Below are 20467 nucleotides of genomic sequence, written 5' to 3' on the forward strand. Positions count from 1 at the left end.
CCATGCTCAGTTCCAGCACGCTTTATGCTGCCATCGATCTCGGCTCCAACAGCTTCCACATGTTGGTAGTGCGCGAGGTGGCCGGCAGCATTCAGACTCTGGCGCGGATCAAGCGCAAAGTGCGCCTGGCGGCCGGGCTGGATCAGAACAATCACCTGTCGCATGAGGCCATGCAACGCGGCTGGCAGTGCCTGCGGCTGTTCTCGGAACGCCTGCAGGACATCCCGCGCGAGCAGATCCGCGTCGTTGCCACCGCCACGCTGCGTCTGGCGTCCAACGCCGATGAGTTCCTGCAGGCAGCCGAGCAAATCCTCGGCTGCCCGGTACAGGTGATCAGCGGCGAAGAAGAGGCACGGCTGATCTATCACGGCGTCGCGCACACCACCGGCGGGCCGGATCGTCGGCTGGTCGTCGACATCGGCGGCGGCAGCACCGAACTGGTCACCGGCACCGGCGCACAGGCAACGCAGCTGTATAGCCTGTCGATGGGCTGCGTCACCTGGCTGGAACGCTACTTCAGCGATCGCAACCTTGGGCAAGAAAACTTCGAGCGCGCCGAACAGGCCGCGCGCGAAATGGTGCGGCCGATCGCAGCGCAATTGCGCCAGCAAGGTTGGCAGATCTGCGTCGGCGCTTCCGGCACCGTGCAAGCGCTGCAGGAGATCATGGTGGCGCAGGGCATGGATGAGCGCATCACCCTGCCCAAACTGCGCCAGCTGAAACAGCGCGCCATTCAGTGCGGCAAGCTGGAAGAGCTGGAGATCGAAGGGTTGACGCTGGAGCGCGCGCTGGTGTTCCCGAGCGGCCTGTCCATCCTGTTGGCCATCTTCCAGGAGCTGGGCATCGAGAGCATGATGCTGGCCGGCGGGGCGCTGCGTGAAGGTCTGGTTTACGGCATGTTGCATCTGCCGGTGGAGCAGGATATTCGCATCCGCACCATCCGCAACCTGCAGCGCCGCTACCTGATCGACACCGAGCAGGCCGAACGCGTCAGCCAGCTCGCCGCCAACTTCTCGCAGCAGGTCGCCAACGAGTGGCAGCTGGATGCGCGATGTCGCGAGCTGTTGCACAGCGCCAGTCTAATTCACGAACTCGGCCTCAGCGTCGATTTCAAGCAGGCGCCGCAACACGCCGCCTACCTGATCCGCCACCTGGACTTACCCGGCTTTACCCCGGCGCAGAAAAAACTGCTGGCCACCCTGCTGCAAAATCAGAGCAACACCCTCGACCTGTCGCTGTTGAACCAGCAAAACGCCCTGCCGCCGCGCACTGCGCAGCGCCTGTGCCGCATTTTGCGCCTGGCGATCATCTTCGCCAGCCGCCGCCGCGACGACACGCTGCCGGCGGTGCGGTTACGCGCCAATCAGGACGATGAACTGACGGTGATCTTGCCGCCGGGCTGGCTGGAACAGCATCCGCTGCGCGCCGAGGCGCTGGAGCAGGAGAGCCACTGGCAGAGCTACGTCCACTGGACGCTGCGGTTGGAAGAACAACGTTGACATGACCAGGGCGCGATGAGCGCCCTTTCTTTTTAATTCCCGCCTTTGGCCTTGGCCAGCTGGGCGCGGATATTGGCCAGATGGCTCTGCCCCTTCTGCATCCGCTCCTGCGGGCTCACCACTTTGCGCTCGGTTTCCCACGCCAAATCGTCCTGCGGCAGCTCCAACAGGAACCGGCTCGGCTCCGGCCGCACCAGCTCGCCGTACTGACGGCGCTCGCGGCACAGGGTGAAGATCAGCTCTTTTTGCGCGCGGGTGATCCCTACATAGGCCAGACGCCGCTCTTCATCGACATTGTCTTCGTCGATGCTGCTCTGGTGCGGCAGCAGCCCCTCCTCCATGCCCACCAGGAACACGTAGGGGAACTCCAGTCCCTTTGAGGCGTGCAGCGTCATCAGCTGCACCTGATCCAGCTCCTCTTCACTTTCGCCGCGTTCCATCATGTCACGCAGGGTGAAGCGCGTCACGACCTGGGTCAGCGTCATCGGCTCGTCCAGATCGTTGCCTTCCAGCATTTCCGTCATCCAACCGAACAGCGTGTTGACGTTTTTCATCCGCATTTCGGCGGCCTTCGGGCTGGTCGAGGTTTCAAACAGCCAGCTCTCATAATCCACGCCGCGGATCAGATCGCGCACCGCCACCACCGGCTCACGTTCCGCCTGCTGGGCGATGCCGCCCAGCCAATGGGTGAAGCGCTGCAGCGATTCCAGCCCGCGTCCGGTCAAGTGCTGGCTCAGCCCCAGATCGAAGCTGGCATGGAACAAACTTTTGTTGCGCTGGTTGGCCCACTCGCCAAGCTTCTGCAGCGTTGCCGGGCCGATCTCGCGCTTGGGGGTATTGACGATGCGCAGAAAGGCGCTGTCGTCTTCCGGGTTGGTCAGCACGCGCAGGTAAGCCAGCAGATCCTTGATCTCGGGGCGCGAGAAGAACGAGGTGCCGCCGGAAATCTTGTACGGGATACGGTTCTGCATCAGCATCTTTTCAAACACCCGCGACTGGTGATTGCCACGGTACAGGATCGCATAGTCGCCGTAATTGGTCTTTTTCACGAAGTGGTGGGCGATAAGCTCCCCTACCACCCGCTCGGCTTCGTGATCCTCATTGTTGGCGGTCACTACCTTCAGCTCTTCGCCATACCCCAGCTCAGAAAACAGCCGCTTTTCAAACACGTGCGGGTTATTGGCGATCAGAATGTTGGCCGCCTTCAAAATGCGCTCGCTGGAACGGTAGTTTTGCTCCAGCTTGATCACCTGCAGCGCCGGGAAATCTTCCTTCAGCAGCACCAGGTTCTGCGGCCGCGCGCCGCGCCAGGAGTAGATCGACTGGTCGTCGTCGCCCACCACGGTAAAGCGCGCGCGGTTACCCACCAGCAGCTTCACCAGCTCGTATTGGCTGGTGTTGGTATCCTGATACTCATCCACCAGCAGATAGCGGATGCGCTGCTGCCAGCGTTCACGCACCTCTTCGTTGCGTTGCAGCAGCAGCGTCGGCAGCAGGATCAAGTCATCGAAGTCCAGCACATTGCACGCCCGCATATGGGCGTGGTACAGACCGTAGCAGTGGGCGAACAACTTGTCGCGTTCCGAGCGCGCCAACTCTGCCGCCCGCTGGGGATCGATCAGGTCGTTTTTCCAGTTGGAGATGGTCGAAATCAGCTGCGCCACCAGCGTTTTGTCGCTTTCCAGCCACTTTTCGGTCAGCTCTTTCAACAGCGCCAGCTGATCCTGATCGTCGAACAGCGAGAAGTTGGACTTCATCCCCAACGCCACGTATTCCCGCTTGATGATCTCCAGCCCCAGGGTATGGAAGGTGGAAATCATCAGTCCGCGCGCCTCTTTGCGCCCCAGGGTTTGCGACACGCGCTCTTTCATCTCGCGTGCGGCCTTGTTGGTAAAGGTCACGGCGGCGATGTGCCGCGCCTGATAGCCGCAGTGGTGGATCAGGTGGGCTATCTTGTTGGTGATAACGCGCGTCTTGCCGGAACCGGCGCCGGCCAACACCAGGCAGGGCCCGGTAACGAATTCGACGGCTTGTTGTTGGCTGGGGTTTAATCGCATGGTGCTGGCTTGCTCAACTGTAAAACGTGGAAGGGAATTGTAGCAGAAAGCGCCGATGAGATTTAGCGGGTATAATCAGCGCAATTTTCGCATCGACAAAGGCAATACCATGGCAAAAACGGCGTGCGCCCTGCACATTCTGGTAGACAATGAAAAGCTGGCCAACGAGCTGCTGGCCAAGCTGAAGCGCGGTGTCAGCTTCGACACGCTGGCACGCAAATATTCGAGCTGCCCGTCAAAACGCAACGGCGGCTCGCTGGGCGAATTCAACAAGGGCGCGATGGTGCCGGCGTTCGATAAAGCGGTGTTCAGCATCCCGCTGCTCAAACCTTACGGCCCGGTCAAAACCCAGTTCGGTTACCACATCATCAAGGTGCTGTACCGTAACTAGGGGGCCTGCGCCCCCTGCTGCGAATTACTGCGCGCCGGCGTCCGTCACCGGCGCAGCCACCGCGGTGTCGGCCGGTTTGGCTTCTTCCGTCACCACCGCCGGCGCCGGCATCATAATGCCATCATAGGTTTCCTGCAGCTGCTTCATGCTCATTTCCGGCTCGCCTTTCGGCTGCATCAGCACCAGGGTCGCCTCCTGAGACAGCTGCAGCTTCAGCGCCTGATTCAGCGTCTCCAGCGTCAGGCTGGACAGGAATTCCTGACGCAGCTTCTGATACAGCTCCGGCGCGATATCCACCACCCCGCTCTGCTGCGAACGCAGGCGCTGGCTCATCAGCACATCGGTGTCGGTGCGGGCGTAGGTGGCGAACAGCTTGCTCAGCTGATCGTTTTTCTGCGCCAGCAGCGCATCGAATTCCTCTTTCGACAGACCGTTATCACGCACGTTGGCCAGCTCGCGGGCGATAAAGCCCAGGCTGCCGTTCAGATTGTTGTTCGGCGTATCCAGATGGATGGCGCACTGCCCCCGCTGGTACTGCACGCGGCAGTCAAAGCCCAGATGCAGGCTCTTCTGGTCGCTTTTTTCCAGCGTCTGCTGAAGATGCCAGAACAGCGCCTCGCGGGCGAGATCGCCACGCCAGTAACGGAGCAGGCTCTGCGAATCGCGAATCGGGTGCCACGGCGAATCCCACATGATCGACAGCGTATCCTGTTTCACCTGCTCGCTGATCAGGCTCACCGGCTGCTGCGGCAGCGGCGTCAGGGTCGGCATCGGGGCCGGGGTTTCACGTTTGCCCTGCAGCGGCGAGAACGCCTTGTTGATCTGCTCGCCCAGGCTGCGGCTGTCGACCTTGCCGACCACGAACAGCGTCATGGCGTCCGGGGTATACCACTGTTGATAGAATTTCTTCAGCTGCTCGAGATTGACCGGCCGTTTCGCCGGCTGCGCCGGATCGTGCGCCAGCAGCGTCGAGCCTTTCAGGCGGTAACGCCACCAGGCATCTTGGGTATTGGGCGGGAAAGTGCCGACCGGATTGATGCTGGAATTCATCACCGCGTGCACCGTATGCTCGTCGATCGCCAGTTTGCCGGTGGTGTCCGCCAGCCAGGCCAGCGCTTCTTTCAGCAGGTCGGGCCGGTTGTTCGGCAGGCTGAGGTTATACATGGTGAAATCATACGAGATGATCGCCGGCGGCAGCGGCCGCTCGTTATCCACGCTCTGTTGCCACAGGGCGCGCAGCTGCGGCGCGGTAAAGCTTTCGCTGCGCGCCAACGCCAGCCGCGGCAGCAGATGGGCGAAACCGGTCTGCTGCGAAGACTCCACCAGAGAGCCGGTATTGACGATCAGCCGCAGTTCCACGCGGTCGCTTGGCCGCTGCGGCGTATCGAGAATCTGCCATGAAAACCCGTTGGCCAGCGCCCCCTGCTGCCAGGCAGGATCGGGTTGTAGTGCTTCAGCCTGCACGCTGCTACTGGCTGCCGCCAGTAGCAGCCCACCAACTATAAGATGAATTCTGGTGCCCTGCATGTGAACCCCTACTTAATGACTATCCAATTTCTTATGCAAATGCGTGTATTCCATTCAATGGAATCATAAAAATACGCCCTGAGTTTCACAGTGGGGCGGAAAGCAGAAAGTGTACCATCGTGTTAGACCGCGCGCCTTTGCGGATGTCACTCATTAGAGTGAAAAATAATAGATTGCGGGGTTTTTAATGCAAAAAATCGTTACGAGGCAGGGGAAGAAGCTCACCGGCCGCGGCTGCGGCCGGTGATTTACCACCGAAATCAGGCGGAAGGCAGCGTTTTGTCCGCGCCGGTGTTTTTGTTGTTCAGGGTGTCTTTCAGCTGTTTCTCATCCAGCTGATTACACCATTTGGCCACGACCACGGTCGCCACGCCATTGCCCACCAGGTTGGTCAGCGCGCGGGCTTCCGACATAAAGCGGTCGATGCCGAGGATCAGCGCCAGGCCGGCCAGCGGCAGGTGGCCTACGGCGGAGATGGTGGCGGCCAACACGATAAAGCCGCTGCCGGTCACGCCCGCCGCCCCTTTGGAGGAGAGCAGCAACACCACCAGCAGGGTAATCTGATGCATGATATCCATGTGGGTGTTGGTCGCCTGAGCGATAAACACCGCAGCCATGGTCAGGTAGATAGAGGTGCCATCCAGGTTGAAGGAGTATCCGGTCGGGATCACCAGACCCACCACCGATTTCTTGCAGCCCAACTTCTCCATTTTATCCAGCATGCGCGGCAGCGCGGATTCGGACGACGAGGTTCCCAGCACGATCAGCAGCTCTTCTTTGATGTAGTTGACGAATTTGAAGATGCTGAAGCCGTTGGCGCGGGCGATGCTGCCCAACACCACCACCACGAACAGGATGCAGGTGATATAGAAGCACACGATCAGCTGGCCGAGTTGCACCAGCGTGCCGACGCCGTATTTACCGATGGTAAACGCCATGGCGCCGAAGGCCCCCAGCGGCGCCAGGCGCATGATCATGTTGATGATGCCGAAAATCACCCGCGAGAAGCTGTCGATCACGTTGTAGATCAGCTGCCCTTTGTCGCCCAGACGATGCAGGGCGAAGCCGAACAGTACCGCGAATAGCAGCACCTGAAGAATGTTGCCGCTGGCGAACGCGCCGATCACGCTGCCGGGGATGATGTCCAGCAGGAACGGAATGATGCCCTGCTGCTGCGCCTGCTCGGCGTAGACTGCCACCGCTTTGGCGTCCAGCGTGCCGGGATCGACGTTCATGCCGGCGCCCGGTTGCACCAGGTTGACGATCACCAGGCCGATAATCAGCGCGATGGTGCTGACGATTTCAAAATACAGCAGCGCGATGGCGCCGGTGCGCCCCACCGCCTTCATGCTTTCCATGCCGGCGATGCCGGTCACCACGGTGCAGAAGATCACCGGCGCGATGATCATCTTGATCAGTTTGACGAAACCATCGCCCAGAGGTTTCATCTCGGCGCCGAGGTCAGGGTAGAAATGGCCAAGCAGGATACCCAGCGTGATCGCCGTCAGCACCTGAAAATAGAGGCTCTTAAAGATCGTTGTTTTCATATGAACATCCTATGGGGGGAAGACACGCACCAGGCAGCAGTCTAAAAATCCAGCCTGTTCATCGCTTGCGCGGAAAATAACACCCACTTAACAACATGGAAATAATTTGTTGCACCCACCGTGTGGGGTTGATGTGAATTTAAGAGCTGAAACGCGTCAGTCAGGGTGCAAAGCTGAAAATTGCGTAAGCCTTTGTTTGCACTAACGCAAAAGAGGTAGATAAAGAATGGCGATTTTCGGACGAGGAAAAGTACCGGAAAGGTATCGCGACGCTCACGGCGCCGCGCGGCAAAACTCGGCTTCGAACGCTTCGCGCGGCAGCGGCCGAGCGAACAGGAATCCTTGCCCACTGCAAATGCCGTGCTGCAGCAGCCAGTCGCGCTGTTCGGCGTTTTCCACGCCTTCGGCCATCACCGGCAACGCCAGCACTTCGGAGATCGAACTGACGATGCGCACCATCGCATCGTCGCCCGGCAGCCCCTGAATGAAACTGCGGTCGATCTTAATCAAATCGATCGGCAGGGATTTCAAGCGGTTGAGGTACTCCAGGCTGGAGTAGCCCATGCCGAAGTCGTCCAGCGCGATCGACAGCCCCAGGTCGTGCAGCTCGCGCAGCAGCGCCAGGGCGCGATCGAGATCGTCGATGCGTACCGTCTCGGTGATCTCCAGCAGCAGCTTGCGCGGATCGATCCGATACTGCGCCAGCAGGTTTTTCAAATGCGGGACGAACGCTTCATCCTGCATCTGAATACCGGAAACGTTAACCGCCAGCGGTAGCGCAATGCCGCGTTGCTGCCAGTCCGCCAGGATACGGCAAGACTCTTCCAGCACCCAGTTGCCGAGAGGCACGATCACGCCCAGCTCTTCCGCGAGCGGGATAACGTCGGCCGGCAGGGTATAGCTGCCGTCATACTGCTGCCAACGCAGCAGCGCTTCGGCGCCGATCACCTCGTTGGACTGCATGTCGATCTGCGGCTGCAGGAACAGCGTGAAATGCCGCTGCTCGATGCCGTGCAGGATCTCGCTCTCCTGCGTCAGCCGCTTCTGCGTGCGTTCCGTCAGGCTGGGTTCGAAGAACAGGATCTGATTTTTTCCTTCGCGGTGCGCGGACATCATCGCCGAGGTGGCGCTGCGCAGCAGCTGTTCCGCGCTCTCCCCCTGATTGAGGTAGTGCGCGATGCCGATGCTGGCGTTGGGCCGCAGCGCCAGACCTTCCAGCGTCAACGGCGCATTGATCTCCGCCATGATGCGCCGCGCCAGCTGCATGGCGTGGAACGGCCGCTCAATGCCCTTGGCCAGAATGGCGAATTCGGTATTGCTCAGCTGTGCCAGCACGCCGTTTTCGTCGATGCAGCCGCGCAGCTTCTTCGCCAGCGCCAGCAGCAGCGCTTCACGCATCGCCGGGCTCATCACGCCAGACGCTTCATGCAGCGTCTCGATGCCGATCACCAGCAGGTTAAAACGCTCAGGGCGCAGACTGGAGGCGATATGCTGTTCCAGCAACGCGTTCAGCAATGCAGGATTCGGCAGTTCGGTCACCGGGTGGCGGGTACTCAGGCGGCTCATATCGGCATGCGCCTTGGCCAGCGTCTGTTGATTGCGGTTGTAATTGCGCACCAGCAGGCCGAGCTCGTCGTCCTGGTGCAGCGCCGGCAGCATCAGCTGGTGATAGGGCGCTTCGTCCTGCGAGATGTTCTCCAGCTCTTTGGCCATCGCGCGCAGCGGATGCACCATCAACCGGTTCATGCACCAGGTGATGGCCACCGACAGGATCAGCGCCAGCAGCAGGTAGGTCGACAGCATGGTCGACAAAATGCTGAGGATAAACTGGTACATGCGGAACGAATCGGCCTGCAGCACCAGATAGGCCAGCGGCTGTTGGTTGGCGGGCACCCGCTCCAGCGAATAGAGCGGCACGGAAATTTGGATAGGCAGCTCAAACAGCCGGGCGATCAGCGTCGGCACCGGCCGCTCCGGCGGGAAATTGGCGTGCAGCGCCTGAAACTCGTTCGGCAACACGATATCCGCCCGGCTGAGAATGCCGACCGGCAACAGCGTGTTCAGCACCCTTTTGGCTTCCGGCACGTCCATGCGCAGCACCGCTTCCGCCAGCGGCTGGCGCACGGAGTGAGCGATATTCTCCAGTTGCTGGGCGTAGTCATCCCTGCGCTGCTGCACAAAGTGGAATAACTGGATCACGATAAAAATGCAGATCGTGACCAGCGCCACACCGGACACTGTCGCCATCTGCTTAATCGTTAACGAACGCCTGACCCGCAAACCTGCTCTCCGTGAAATCGGGCTGAAACAAAAAAGGGGGCTGACTCTCACCCGCCCCCTCGAACCGGGCTGAGTATACTCGATCATCGGCTGTTTTTATCTGGCTATGCCGCAGGCAAAACCAAGAAAATCGCGGGTTTCAGTCTTTTCCTAAAGCGAACAAACGCGACCCGGACACAGGGTAACAAAACTCCCCGGCTCCGACACTCCGAATCTTTCCCCTTCCAGTTCCTTGAAGACTTCACAGGCGGCAAGCCGAGATCATCTTGTCAGCCGCCAGAGAGTAACGCAGAAAGAACGGAACGTGACTCGCTGCAGATCAAAACGCCGGCGTGATGCCGGCGTGAATTTAAGCGATGACGTTCGACGCTTTACGCCCCCGGATGTTCGTCCTGATCGACCGCAAAGCAGGCCACCATCTGCTCACCGTACTGTTTTAGCTGCGGCTGCAGCTGCACGCAGGTGCCGAAAGCGCGGCGGCAGCGGGCATTGAACGCACAGCCCGGCGGCGGATTCATCGGGCTGGGCAGTTCGCCGGTCAGCTTGATGCGCTCGCGGCGCATATCCGGGTTCAACCGTGGCGTCGCCGACAGCAGCGCCTGGGTGTACGGATGGCGCGGGTTGTTGAAGATCGCCTCTTTGCTGCCCTTTTCCACGCAGCGGCCGAGGTACATCACCATCACCTCGTCGGCGATGTGTTCCACCACCGACAGATCGTGCGAGATGAACACATAGGACAGCCCCAGCTCCTGCTGCAGATCCATCATCAGATTCAGCACCTGCGCGCGCACCGACACGTCCAATGCCGACACCGGTTCATCGGCGATCACCACGTCCGGATTCAACATCAGCCCGCGGGCGATAGCGATACGCTGGCGCTGGCCGCCGGAGAACATGTGCGGGTAGCGGTCATAATGCTCGGTCTTCAGGCCGACCTTCGCCATCATCTCCAGCGCTTTTTCCCGCCGTTCGGCGGCGCTGAGCGACGTGTTGATCAACAGCGGCTCCTCGAGGATCTGCCCGACCTTCTTGCGCGGGTTGAGCGATCCGTAAGGATTCTGGAACACGATTTGGATCTTCTGGCGCCGCAGTTTCTCGGCCGAGACGTCCGGCTTCAGCAGATCCTGCCCCTGGTAATACAGCTCGCCGCCGGTCGGCACTTCAATCATCGTCAGCAGGCGGCCGAGCGTTGATTTGCCGCAGCCCGACTCACCGACCACCGCCAGCGTTTTGCCGCGCTCCAGGGTGAAGGACACGCCGTCGAGCGCCTTGACCAGCCGCTCCGGCGCGAACAGGCCCTTTTTCACCGGGTAATGCTTTTTCAGGTCAATCGCCTGCAGTAAAGGTTGATTCTGGCTCATACGGTCGGCCTCCCCGCATCATCCAGCGGTGTGTGACATTTAACCTGACGGCCGGGAATGCTGCGCAGTTCCGGCTCCTCGTTACGGCAGCGCTCGTTGGCGTACGGACAACGCGGGTTGAGCAGGCAACCGGTCGGGCGATCGTATTTGCCCGGCACCACGCCCGGCAGCGAAGCCAGCCGCGCCTTGTCGGCGGCGAACTCCGGCAGCGCGCGCAGCAGCGCCTGGGTGTACGGGTGGCGCGGCGCGCGGAAAATCTCCGCCGCCTTGCCGGATTCCACCACCTGGCCGGCGTACATCACGATGATGTGATGCGCCGCTTCCGCCACCAGCGCCAGATCGTGAGTGATCAGCAGCAGCGCCATGTTTTCGCGCTGTTGCAGATCCAGCAGCAGTTCGATGATCTGCGCCTGGATAGTCACATCGAGCGCGGTCGTCGGCTCGTCGGCGATCAGCAGCTTCGGCCGACAGGCGATGGCCATGGCGATCATCACGCGCTGGCTCATGCCGCCGGAAAGCTGGTGCGGGTATACGTCCAGCCGCGAAGCCGGATCGGGAATGCCCACCTGCGTCAGCAGGTCGATAGCGCGCTGACGGCGGGTGCGGCGGTTGCCGCCCTGATGCACCTTCAGCGCCTCCATGATCTGGTAACCGACGGTATAGCACGGGTTCAGGCTGGTCATCGGATCCTGGAAGATCATCGCCACTTCGGAGCCCACCAGCTGGCGGCGCTCTTTTTCGGAGATCTTGCGCAGATCCTGGCCGTTGAACTCCAGCTTGTCGGCCATCACCTTGCCGGGGAAATCGATCAGGCCCATGATCGCCAGCGAGCTGACGGATTTTCCGGAGCCGGATTCACCGACGATGCCGACCACCTGACCTTGCTCCACGCTGTAACTGATGCGGTCTACCGCGCGGAACGGGGTGCCTTCGTCACCGAAGTGCACCGAAAGCTTGTCTACATTCAATAACGCCATCTCTCTCGTCCTCTGTTACTGCTTGAGTTTGGGGTCGAGAGCGTCACGCAAACCGTCCCCCATCAGGTTAAATGCCAGCACCGTCAGCAGGATCGCCAGGCCGGGGAAGGTCACCACCCACCAGGCGCTTTGCGCGAACTGCAGCACGTCGGAGAGCATGGTGCCCCACTCCGGCGTCGGCGGCTGCGCGCCCATGCCCAGAAAGCCGAGAGCGGCCATGTCCAGAATGGCGTTCGAGAAACCGAGAGAAGCCTGCACGATCAAAGGCGCCAGGCAGTTAGGCAGAATATTGACGAACATCTGGCGCAGCGCGCCGGCGCCCGCCACCCGCGAAGCGGTGACGTAGTCGCGGTTGACCTCCACCAGCACCGCCGCGCGCGTCAGACGCACATAGTGCGGCAGGGCGACGAAGGTCAGCGCCAGCGAGGCGTTGACGATCGACGGCCCGAATACCGCCACCAGCACCAGCGCCAGCAACAGGCTCGGCAGAGCCAGCATGATGTCGACGATGCGCATGATAATCGCGTCCACCACGCCGCCGAAGTAACCGGCCAGCAGGCCGAATATCACGCCCATGATCAGCGACAGCACCACCACCAGACAGCCGACCAACAGCGACAGCCGTGCGCCGTACATCAGGCGCGACAGCACGTCGCGGCCCACGTCGTCGGTGCCGAGGATATATTGCCAGCTGCCGCCTTCTTGCCACACCGGCGGCTTGAGCAGCGCGTCGCGGAACTGGTCCGCCGGCGCATGCGGCGCCAGCACGCCGGCGCCGAGCGCGATCACCAGCATCAGAACGATGTACACCAGGCCGACCACGGCCCCTTTATTGCGCTTGAAATAGTGCCAAAACTCCTGAAACGGGGTCATCGGCTTCGGCGCACCTTTAACTGCAGACTCAGTGATTTGAGACATGAGAGCGCCCCTTATTTCTTGTGGCGAATACGCGGGTTGACCACGCCGTAGAGCACGTCTACCAGCAGGTTAACCAGAATGATCATACAGGCGACCAGCAATACCCCGCCCTGCACCACCGGGTAATCGCGGCGCTGCAGCGCGTCGATCAGCCAGCGGCCCAGCCCCGGCCAGGAGAAGATGGTTTCCGTCAGAATAGCGCCGGCCAGCATGGTGCCAACCTGCAGCCCGATCACCGTCACCACCGGCAGCAGCGCGTTGCGCAGCGCGTGGACGACGATCACTCGCATGCGGCTCACGCCCTTGGCGCGCGCGGTGCGGATATAGTCTTCGCCCAACACTTCCAGCATCGAGGAACGGGTCATGCGCACGATCACCGCCAGCGGGATGGTGCCCAGTACGATGGCCGGCAGGATCATGTGCATCACCGCGTCGACGAAGTCGCCAGGCTCGCCCCAGATCAGGGTGTCTATCAGCATGAAGCCGGTCAGCGGCTGGCTGTCGTCGAGGAATACCGTGTCGCTGATGCGCCCCGACACCGGCGTCAGGTTAAGCTGCACCGACACCAGCATGATCAGCATCATGCCCCACCAGAAAATCGGCATCGAATAGCCGGTCAGCGAGATGCCCACCGCGGTGTGATCGAAGACCGAACCGCGTTTGACCGCCGCCAGCACCCCGACCGGGATGCCCACCAGCACCGCGAACAGCATCGCGCAGAAACCCAGCTCCAGCGTGGCCTGGAAGCGCGGAACGAACTCGCTCCAGACGGAGATGCGGCTTTTGAGTGAGGTGCCCAGATCGCCGTGCAGCACGTTGGACACGTAGGAGAAATATTGTTGATAGAGCGGCTTGTCCAGCCCCATTTCCGCCATCAGCTGCGCGTGGCGCTCGGCGGAGATACCGCGTTCCCCGGCCATGATGGTCACCGGGTCGCCGGGGATCATATGGACGAATGCAAAAGTCAGCAACGTAATGCCGATAAACGTTGGGATAACTAACCCCAAACGTCGGAGTATGAACTGCAACATATCCCGAACTCTCTGTATCAATGCCCGGCAGCTCATCGTCCGCCAGGCTTATTAACGCTCACATGCCTTTGAACGATTCGACGGCCATACGCCGGAGACTGGTCAGCAGAGGCGCAAACCTGTTGCGCCCCTGCAAGTCCATTCGTGCGTCTCCGGTACAGCGGTCGAAATCAGTCTACAGAGACATTCTCGAAGTGATGCTTACCGAGCGGATCCACGACGTAGCCTTTCACTTCCTTACGCACAGGCTCATACACGGTGGAGTGTGCGACAATCAGCGCCGGAGCCTGATCGTGCATCACCACCTGCGCCTGTTTGTACAGTTCGATACGCTTGTCGTGGTTGGATTCGGCGCGCGCCGGTTGAATCAGATCTTCAAACGGCTTGTAGCACCAGCGGGAGTAGTTGGAGCCGTCTTTCGCCGCCGCGCAGCTGAACAGCGTGGCGAAGAAGTTGTCCGGATCCCCGTTGTCGCCGGTCCAGCCCATCATCACCGTCTGGTGCTCGCCCGCTTTGGCGCGCTTGAGGTATTCACCCCACTCATAGGTCACGATTTTGGCTTTCACGCCGATCTTGGCCCAGTCGGCCTGGATCATTTCCGCCATGCGGCGCGCGTTCGGGTTGTAAGGACGCTGTACCGGCATCGCCCACAGATCGATGCTGAAACCGTCGGCCATGCCCGCTTCTTTCAGCAGCTCTTTCGCCTTGGCCGGATCGTAAGCGTAATCCTGCACCGCGTCGTTATAGCCCCACATGGTCGGCGGGATCAGGTTCTTGGCCGCCTGGCCCGCGCCCTGATAGACCGCGTCGATGATCGCCTGCTTGTTGACCGCCATGGTCAACGCCTGACGCACCTTCAGGTTATCCAGCGGCTTTTTCTCGACGTTGAACGACAGATAGCCCACGTTCAGGCCCGGCTGTTCCATCAGGTTGATGGACTTGTCCTGCTTCATGCGGGCGATATCGGCCGGGTTCGGATACGGCATCACCTGGCATTCGTTTTTCTGCAGTTTGGCGTAGCGCACGGAGGCGTCAGGCGTGATGGAAAACACCAGGCGATCGATCTTCGGCTTGGTGCCCCAGAAACCGTCGAACGCCTTGTACAGGATCTTGGAGTCTTTCTGGTATTGCAGCAGCTGGAATGGGCCGGTGCCGATCGGGTTCAGATCGACTTTCTCCGGCGTGCCGGCTTTCATCATCACGTCAGCGTATTCGGCGGACAGAATGGACGCGAAGTCCATGCCCAGGTCAGCCAGGAACGGCGCCTCCGGGCGGTTCAGCACGAAGCGCACGGTGTTGTCGTCCACTTTTTCGATCTTGGCGATCAGCTTCGGCATGTCCATGCCTTCAAAGTATTCGTAACTGCCGCCGGACACTTTGTGATAGGCGTTGTTCGCATCCAACTGGCGTTCAAAGGAGAACACCACGTCGTCGGCGTTGAAATCGCGCGTCGGTTTGAAGTCCTTGCTGCTCTGCCACTTCACGCCTTTGCGCAGGTGGAAGGTGTAGGTTTTGCCGTCTTCGCTGACGTCCCACTTCTCAGCCAGGCCCGGCTGCAGCTCGGTGGTGCCGGTCTTGAATTCGACCAGCCGGTTGTAGATTGGTACCGAGCTGGCGTCATAGGTGGTGCCGGAGGTAAACAGCTGCGGGTTGAACCCTTCCGGGGAACCTTCAGAACAGTAAACCAACGTCTTGGCCTGTACGCTGGCCGCCACGGTCAGCGCGATCAGCCCAATACCGAATTTCAGAATCCCCGATTTACCCAAGGAACGTGTCATCGTTAGTGCTCCATTGTGTGATGTGATGTGTGTAATTGCCGCCAGACCTGTATTTTTTATTGCGTGGCCTGTGCGATCGGCGCCCGAAGGCAGAAGGCGTACGAGAAGAGAATGCCGGATGGAACGCATCGCGGCGGGGACGTCTGAGCGCGTGGAATTCACTCAAACAACTCTCGCTCTTACCCCTGAGGCTATCAAGTTGCCAACTGTTTGGGGTGTCGTCAATATAACCAGTGGGGATTTACGCAGACTGTGAGAAACAGCAAACAAACATAAAAAAAACCTTTTGTTAACAGTTCCAGCATGAAAATTTATGCTAAGCGGCCATTTTTAGCGCATTGGTCTGACCCTCACAAACTTACTGGTTTTTAACTCCGTTAAAAAACGCCAAAACTTTGTTGCTGAATGATGAATATCTGAACGGTTATTTTTGTGATCGCCGTTAAAGACAGGAGGAAATGCTGAAGGATTACCCAAAAGGGTGAGTCCGATGAGCGCGTTTTGCTCGGGGCAGAGCCACAATCTGTGCGGCGTAAAAAAACTTTCGGCGGCGAAAAAGCCGGGGGCGAAAGGATATCCCCCGGCAACGCACTGCAACCGATTATTGAACGCCGGCGCTGTTGCCCAGGCTGGCGTTCATGCTGTTGAGAATATCGCCGTTGTCCGCGTCGATCTCCCAGGAGAACAGGCCGCCCATCTGCTTATCCAGCACGTACTTGCCTTTGGCCTGCACCGAGCGGGCATCGTCGAAGGTGATCAGATCGCCGGTGGAAGGCTTGAACACGTATGGCGCTTCTGCCGTGGCGTCGTAGGTGTACTGCCACTCGCCGCTCATGAACTGGCCGGCGATTTGGCGGTAGTCCACGATGCCGTTCTCCCAGGTGCCTTTAACCGGCCCAGTGGCGGTACCGGTGAACGGAATGTTGTTCTGGTAGCCGTTCACCCCGGTCCAGCCGCGGCCATACATGGCGGTGCCGACCACGATCTTGCCCGGCTTGACGCCCTGCGCCAGCAGCGCATTGACGCCGTTCACCGTGGTGTAAGCGGTGTCCGGCTTCCAGGCCGGCGCATTCAGCGCGGTCTGATGCCCCAGGTTCTTCAGATCGAAGGCGCCATAGAAGTCGTAGCTCATCAGGAAGATGTGATCCATCGAGTTCTGCGCAACGTTGTAAGCCACCTTATCGATCTTGTCCTTGCCGGCGCTGATGGCGGAGGTCAGTTCATATTTGCGGCCGGTTTCCGCCGACAGCTGATCCAGCATCGCCCGCAGCTCCTTCATCAGCAGCACATAGGTTTCCCCGTCCTGCGGGCTGCCCAGGTTCGGGTTGGCGCCTTTGCCGCCCGGGAACTCCCAGTCGATATCCACGCCATCGAAGAACTTCCAGGTCTGCAGGAACTCTTTCACCGAACCGACGAAGCGATCGCGCTTCACCTTATCGCCCATGAAGAAGAACGGGTCGGACAGCGTCCAGCCGCCGATCGACGGCAGAATTTTCAGGTCAGGATGCGCCTGTTTCAGCGCCATCAGCTGGCCGAAGTTGCCCTTGTAGGGGTCATCCCAGGCGGTAACGCCCTTCTGCGCTTTTTGCAGCGCGGCGAACGGATCGTGGATCGAGACTTTGAAGTCCTCGCGGCCCTGGCAGGAGCGCTGCAGCGCCTGGAAGCTGCCTTCGATCTCTTTCAGGCTGTCGTTGATGCCGTTGCCGCCGCAGATCGGGATAAAGCCGTACAGCAGGTGGGTCAGGTTCTGCGCCGGGATCTTGTCGACGGTGAAATTGCGCCCGTAAACGCCCCACTCGACGAAATAAGAACCGACCACTTTGCCGGAGTTCTGTTTATACGGTTTATTCTTTTCCAGCAGCGGCTCTTTCAACGGCGCCAAATGGCTGCCGTCGGTGTCGGCCACCACAATTTCGGTGGCATCGCTGGCGCTGCAGCCGTCGGCATTGCACAATGCCACCTGCATTTGATAACGGCCGCCTTTATTGACTTTAAAATTCGCCGTACCGGAAGAACCGGTTGACGGGCCGCTCCACGCCTCTTTGCCATTTAATAAAACTTTTGCCGTCGTACCGGTGTCGCCATTCCATAAATTCCAGGAGACCGAAACATCGGCGGCATTTTTTACCTTCACCAAACTATTATAAGCGGTAGCCGCCTGGTCAACTTCAACGATGGCGAACTTGGTGTTGCCCCAGGCGATGGTCGGCTTGCCCGGCGCGGCGGCCTGCGCCGCGGAACACAGCGTGCTGCCGATCAACAGCGCCAACAGCGGTTTATTAAATTTGCGCATAACTGATTCCTTTATTCCGAGAGGATAAACATAAAAGAGTTAATCGTCGCGATGCATTGCCGAAGCGAAAAAATTCCGCAATAATCCTCGAAGATTAAAATCAATAAATAGCAACAGCGTCTTTCCACGTGGCGAAATAATCATTCCCACCGCGTACATTCAGACTATAAATAAAAAAGGCGTGAAAACAAGAGCGCTATCAACTGGGTTTTATTCAGCAAGCGTGAATTTATTTTAATATAAATAAAAGAAAGCACGACAAATATGGATAGTGAATTTTTTATTAAGGAAAGATAAATATTTATCAGGATTGCACCACACTCTGCAGTCAGGGTGTTGTCATTATTGACAACACCCTGACTGTGTTGGTACTGTGAACAACACTTAAGGAAAGAGCATGCCTTCGCAGCTAATCTACCAAGACAGGATACCCTTGACGCCTGCCGCATTTGCGCAGCTCGTCATTTGGCGGGTGGTGCCGCCCGTCAAGGCCAGCGACCACAGTTATAAATACCGATTTGCTTATGTAAAAGACGGCATTTGTCGACTGCGCTATGACAATGAAGCAGGTAAAGGCGATCACAAACATATCGATGGAAAAGAAGAGCCGCTTAATTTCACGACCATTGATGCCTTGCTCGACAGTTTCTGGCGCGAGGTTATGCTGCTCACAGAGGAATCATGATGAATACAGTCACCATTCGAGTCGCTTCCGTCGAAGAAATGAAACTCGCACTGAAGGAAGCCGCAACAGGCCAGCAAAGCGCTCAAGGGCATTACATCACATTCCTGGATTGGGAGAGTCTGTGGAAAGCCTTATCACCCAAGAAAATGCATATCTTGCATACCATGACCGGCGCCGGCGAACTTTCCATTCGGGAAGTCGCGCGCCGAGTGAAACGCGATGTGAAAGCGGTGCATACCGATCTGCAGGCGCTGTTAGGCTGCGGCATCGTCGATAAAGGTCAACAAGGCGTGATTTTCCCCTATGACGAAATCCATTTTGACTTCGTAGTAGGCAAAGCCGCCTAAACGACAGACGAAAAAAAACCTGCTTTAAAAAGCAGGTTTTTCGAATGGTCGTCGGCGAGAGAGGATTACGCGCATCGTTGATGCGCGCCCTGCGGGCCGTTGCTAAAGCAACGTTGTCTCGCTTCGCGAGGCTCGAACCTCCTGCGGAGGTACTCATCCTCATAAACTGCAGACGAAAAAAAACCTGCTTTAAAAGCAGGTTTTTCGAATGGTGGTCGGCGAGAGAGGATTCGAACCTCCGACCCACTGGTCCCAAACCAGTTGCGCTACCAAGCTGCGCTACTCGCCGATGCGGGGCGCATCTTACTGCTGGCGGTTATAGGCGTCAATCACTTTTTTTCCCCTGCATTTCAAGTGGTGATAAAAGCGCCATAATACGCTGCGCCGGGGGCTGCGCAGCGTATTTTACTCAGGCGTTGGCCGGTTTCAGCGCCGGCGTCTGCGCGCGCAGGAATGGCAGCAGGAACAGCGCCGACAGGCAGGCGGCGATGGAAATCACCACGAAGAAGCCGTTCCAGTGCCAGATCTCCATCACCCGCGCGATCGGGTAGCCGGACAGCGCCGCGCCCAGGTAGGCGAACAGGCCGACGAAACCGGTCGCGGCGCCCGCCGCATCCTTGTGCGAGCACTCCGCCGCCGCCATGCCGATCAGCATCTGCGGACCGAAGATAAAGAAGCCGATGGCGAAGAAACAGCAGGCCTGCAGCAGGTAAGTCACGCCCGGCATCAGCCACAGCGCGGCTACCGACAGGAAGATACCGATAGCGAAGATCAGGTTCATCGGGCCACGGTTGCCGCGGAACAGCTTGTCGGAACCCCAACCGGCCACCAGCGAACCGATAAAGCCGCCCACTTCAAACAGCGAGATGGCCGAGTTGGCGGTCATCAGCGAATAGCCCTTTTCCTGCGTCAGGTAGAGGTTGCCCCAGTCGTTGATCGCGGTGCGCACGATATACACCAGCACGTAAGAGACCGCCAGCAGCCAGATGTACTTGTTGGTCAGCACGTAGCGCTTGATGATCTCGCGGTTGCTCAGCCCCTGGCCTTCCGATTCCTGCACCAGCTCCATGGCGTCGTTGCGCCATTTGCCGACGCTCGGCAGCCCCAGGGTGGATGGCTTGTCGCGCAGGCGCCAGCACATCAGCAGGCCGAGCACCACGCCGATGATGCCGGGAATGATCATGCCGTAACGCCAGCTGAAGTGCAGCGAGATAAAGCCGACCAGCAGCGGGATCAGCGCGCCGCCGACGTTGTGCGAAGTGTTCCAAATCGCCCACCAGCTGCCGCGCTCGGAGCGCGAATACCAGCTGGTGAGGATTTTGGAGCACGGCGGCCAACCCCAGCCCTGGAAGAAGGCGTTGAGGATCCACAGCGTGCCCAGCATCAGCAGCGACGAGCTGAGGCCGAAGAAGATATTCAGCACCCCGGTCATGATCAGGCCCAGCCCCATAAAGTAACGCGGGTTGGAGCGATCGCTGATCATGCCGGAAATGAATTTCGAACAGCCGTAGGTGATGTAGAACAGCGTGCCGAGGATGCCGACGTCGGACATCGTCAGACCCAGATCGCTCAGCATCGCCGGCATGATGAAGTTGAAGCTTTTGCGCGTGAAGTAAAACGCGGCATAACCGATGTACATGGTGCACATCAGCTGAATGCGCCAGTATTTGTAGCTGGCGTCGATCTGCCGTTGATCGGTGACCTGCGGCGCATCCGGGCGGCTTTTAAGGAAAGACCACATGTGGAACCTCAGAGGATTGAATTAAAGTGCCGCTA

Annotated in this window: 15 protein-coding genes, 1 tRNA gene and 1 other RNA gene; 4 read left to right on the forward strand and 13 right to left on the reverse strand. The window is 59.2% G+C overall.

Annotated features, from left to right (window positions below; genetic code table 11):
• Positions 1 to 2 precede the first annotated feature (2 nt).
• The gene (ppx, locus tag ACMGF7_RS07135; RefSeq protein ID WP_049242602.1) at positions 3 to 1499 is read left to right on the forward strand and encodes an exopolyphosphatase; all 1497 of its coding nucleotides are present in this window, start codon (positions 3 to 5) and stop codon (positions 1497 to 1499) included.
• 32 nt (positions 1500 to 1531) lie between these two features.
• On the opposite strand, the gene rep is transcribed toward ppx, so the two are convergent.
• Positions 1532 to 3556: a DNA helicase Rep gene (gene rep, locus ACMGF7_RS07140; RefSeq protein ID WP_164096007.1), complete on the reverse strand. Its 2025-nt coding sequence runs from the start codon at positions 3554 to 3556 to the stop codon at positions 1532 to 1534.
• A 109-nt stretch (positions 3557 to 3665) separates the two neighbouring features.
• On the opposite strand from rep, the gene ppiC reads away from it, so the two are divergent.
• Positions 3666 to 3947: a peptidylprolyl isomerase PpiC gene (gene ppiC, locus ACMGF7_RS07145; RefSeq protein WP_004934175.1), complete on the forward strand. Its 282-nt coding sequence runs from the start codon at positions 3666 to 3668 to the stop codon at positions 3945 to 3947.
• A 24-nt stretch (positions 3948 to 3971) separates the two neighbouring features.
• Here the strand turns inward: ppiC and ACMGF7_RS07150 are convergent, their stop codons facing one another.
• The 9 genes from ACMGF7_RS07150 to ACMGF7_RS07190 form a co-directional block, all read right to left on the reverse strand.
• Entirely contained in the window at positions 3972 to 5474 is a 1503-nt protein-coding gene (locus tag ACMGF7_RS07150) for a M16 family metallopeptidase (protein ID WP_015376247.1), read from the reverse strand.
• A gap of 260 nt (positions 5475 to 5734) precedes the next feature.
• Positions 5735 to 7021: a dicarboxylate/amino acid:cation symporter gene (locus ACMGF7_RS07155; protein ID WP_016929514.1), complete on the reverse strand. Its 1287-nt coding sequence runs from the start codon at positions 7019 to 7021 to the stop codon at positions 5735 to 5737.
• Between the two features lie 273 nt (positions 7022 to 7294).
• Positions 7295 to 9301: a biofilm formation regulator HmsP gene (hmsP, locus tag ACMGF7_RS07160; protein WP_204348668.1), complete on the reverse strand. Its 2007-nt coding sequence runs from the start codon at positions 9299 to 9301 to the stop codon at positions 7295 to 7297.
• 371 nt (positions 9302 to 9672) lie between these two features.
• Positions 9673 to 10662: a dipeptide ABC transporter ATP-binding subunit DppF gene (dppF, locus tag ACMGF7_RS07165; protein ID WP_015376237.1), complete on the reverse strand. Its 990-nt coding sequence runs from the start codon at positions 10660 to 10662 to the stop codon at positions 9673 to 9675.
• On the reverse strand, positions 10659 to 11639 hold the full coding sequence (dppD, locus tag ACMGF7_RS07170) for a dipeptide ABC transporter ATP-binding protein (RefSeq protein WP_004934132.1): 981 nt from the start codon (positions 11637 to 11639) through the stop codon (positions 10659 to 10661). Before dppD ends, dppF begins: the two co-directional genes overlap by 4 nt.
• A 15-nt stretch (positions 11640 to 11654) precedes the next feature.
• The gene (gene dppC / locus ACMGF7_RS07175; protein ID WP_004934130.1) at positions 11655 to 12557 is read right to left on the reverse strand and encodes a dipeptide ABC transporter permease DppC; all 903 of its coding nucleotides are present in this window, start codon (positions 12555 to 12557) and stop codon (positions 11655 to 11657) included.
• Positions 12558 to 12568: 11 nt separating this feature from the next.
• Positions 12569 to 13588 (reverse strand): dipeptide ABC transporter permease DppB, encoded by a 1020-nt coding sequence (dppB, locus tag ACMGF7_RS07180; protein ID WP_004934128.1) that lies wholly within the window; start codon positions 13586 to 13588, stop codon positions 12569 to 12571.
• 170 nt (positions 13589 to 13758) lie between these two features.
• On the reverse strand, positions 13759 to 15366 hold the full coding sequence (gene dppA, locus ACMGF7_RS07185; protein WP_004934126.1) for a dipeptide ABC transporter periplasmic-binding protein DppA: 1608 nt from the start codon (positions 15364 to 15366) through the stop codon (positions 13759 to 13761).
• A gap of 601 nt (positions 15367 to 15967) precedes the next feature.
• Positions 15968 to 17659 (reverse strand): glycosyl hydrolase family 18 protein, encoded by a 1692-nt coding sequence (locus tag ACMGF7_RS07190; protein ID WP_197800700.1) that lies wholly within the window; start codon positions 17657 to 17659, stop codon positions 15968 to 15970.
• Between the two features lie 397 nt (positions 17660 to 18056).
• Here ACMGF7_RS07190 and ACMGF7_RS07195 point away from each other — a divergent pair, with 397 nt between their 5' ends.
• Complete coding sequence (locus ACMGF7_RS07195) at positions 18057 to 18344, forward strand: toxin-antitoxin system TumE family protein (protein WP_420286406.1); 288 nt, start codon at positions 18057 to 18059, stop codon at positions 18342 to 18344.
• Positions 18344 to 18691, forward strand: a complete 348-nt coding sequence (locus ACMGF7_RS07200; RefSeq protein ID WP_015376233.1) for a hypothetical protein — start codon at positions 18344 to 18346, stop codon at positions 18689 to 18691. The genes ACMGF7_RS07195 and ACMGF7_RS07200 overlap by 1 nt, the downstream gene beginning before the upstream one ends.
• Positions 18692 to 18739: 48 nt before the next feature.
• On the opposite strand, the gene ACMGF7_RS07205 is transcribed toward ACMGF7_RS07200, so the two are convergent.
• The 3 genes from ACMGF7_RS07205 to ACMGF7_RS07215 form a co-directional block, all read right to left on the reverse strand.
• A non-coding RNA gene (locus tag ACMGF7_RS07205) (RtT sRNA) lies at positions 18740 to 18868 on the reverse strand.
• A gap of 35 nt (positions 18869 to 18903) precedes the next feature.
• A tRNA-Pro gene (locus ACMGF7_RS07210) sits at positions 18904 to 18980 on the reverse strand.
• A 120-nt stretch (positions 18981 to 19100) separates the two neighbouring features.
• Positions 19101 to 20432 carry an MFS transporter gene (locus tag ACMGF7_RS07215; RefSeq protein ID WP_004934121.1) on the reverse strand — a complete coding sequence of 444 codons (1332 nt, stop codon included), beginning with the start codon at positions 20430 to 20432 and terminating at the stop codon, positions 19101 to 19103.
• Between the last annotated feature and the right edge of the window lie 35 nt (positions 20433 to 20467).

This window comes from Serratia sp. BNK-17, assembly GCF_048684935.1.
Taxonomy (GTDB): Bacteria; Pseudomonadota; Gammaproteobacteria; order Enterobacterales; family Enterobacteriaceae; genus Serratia; species Serratia nematodiphila.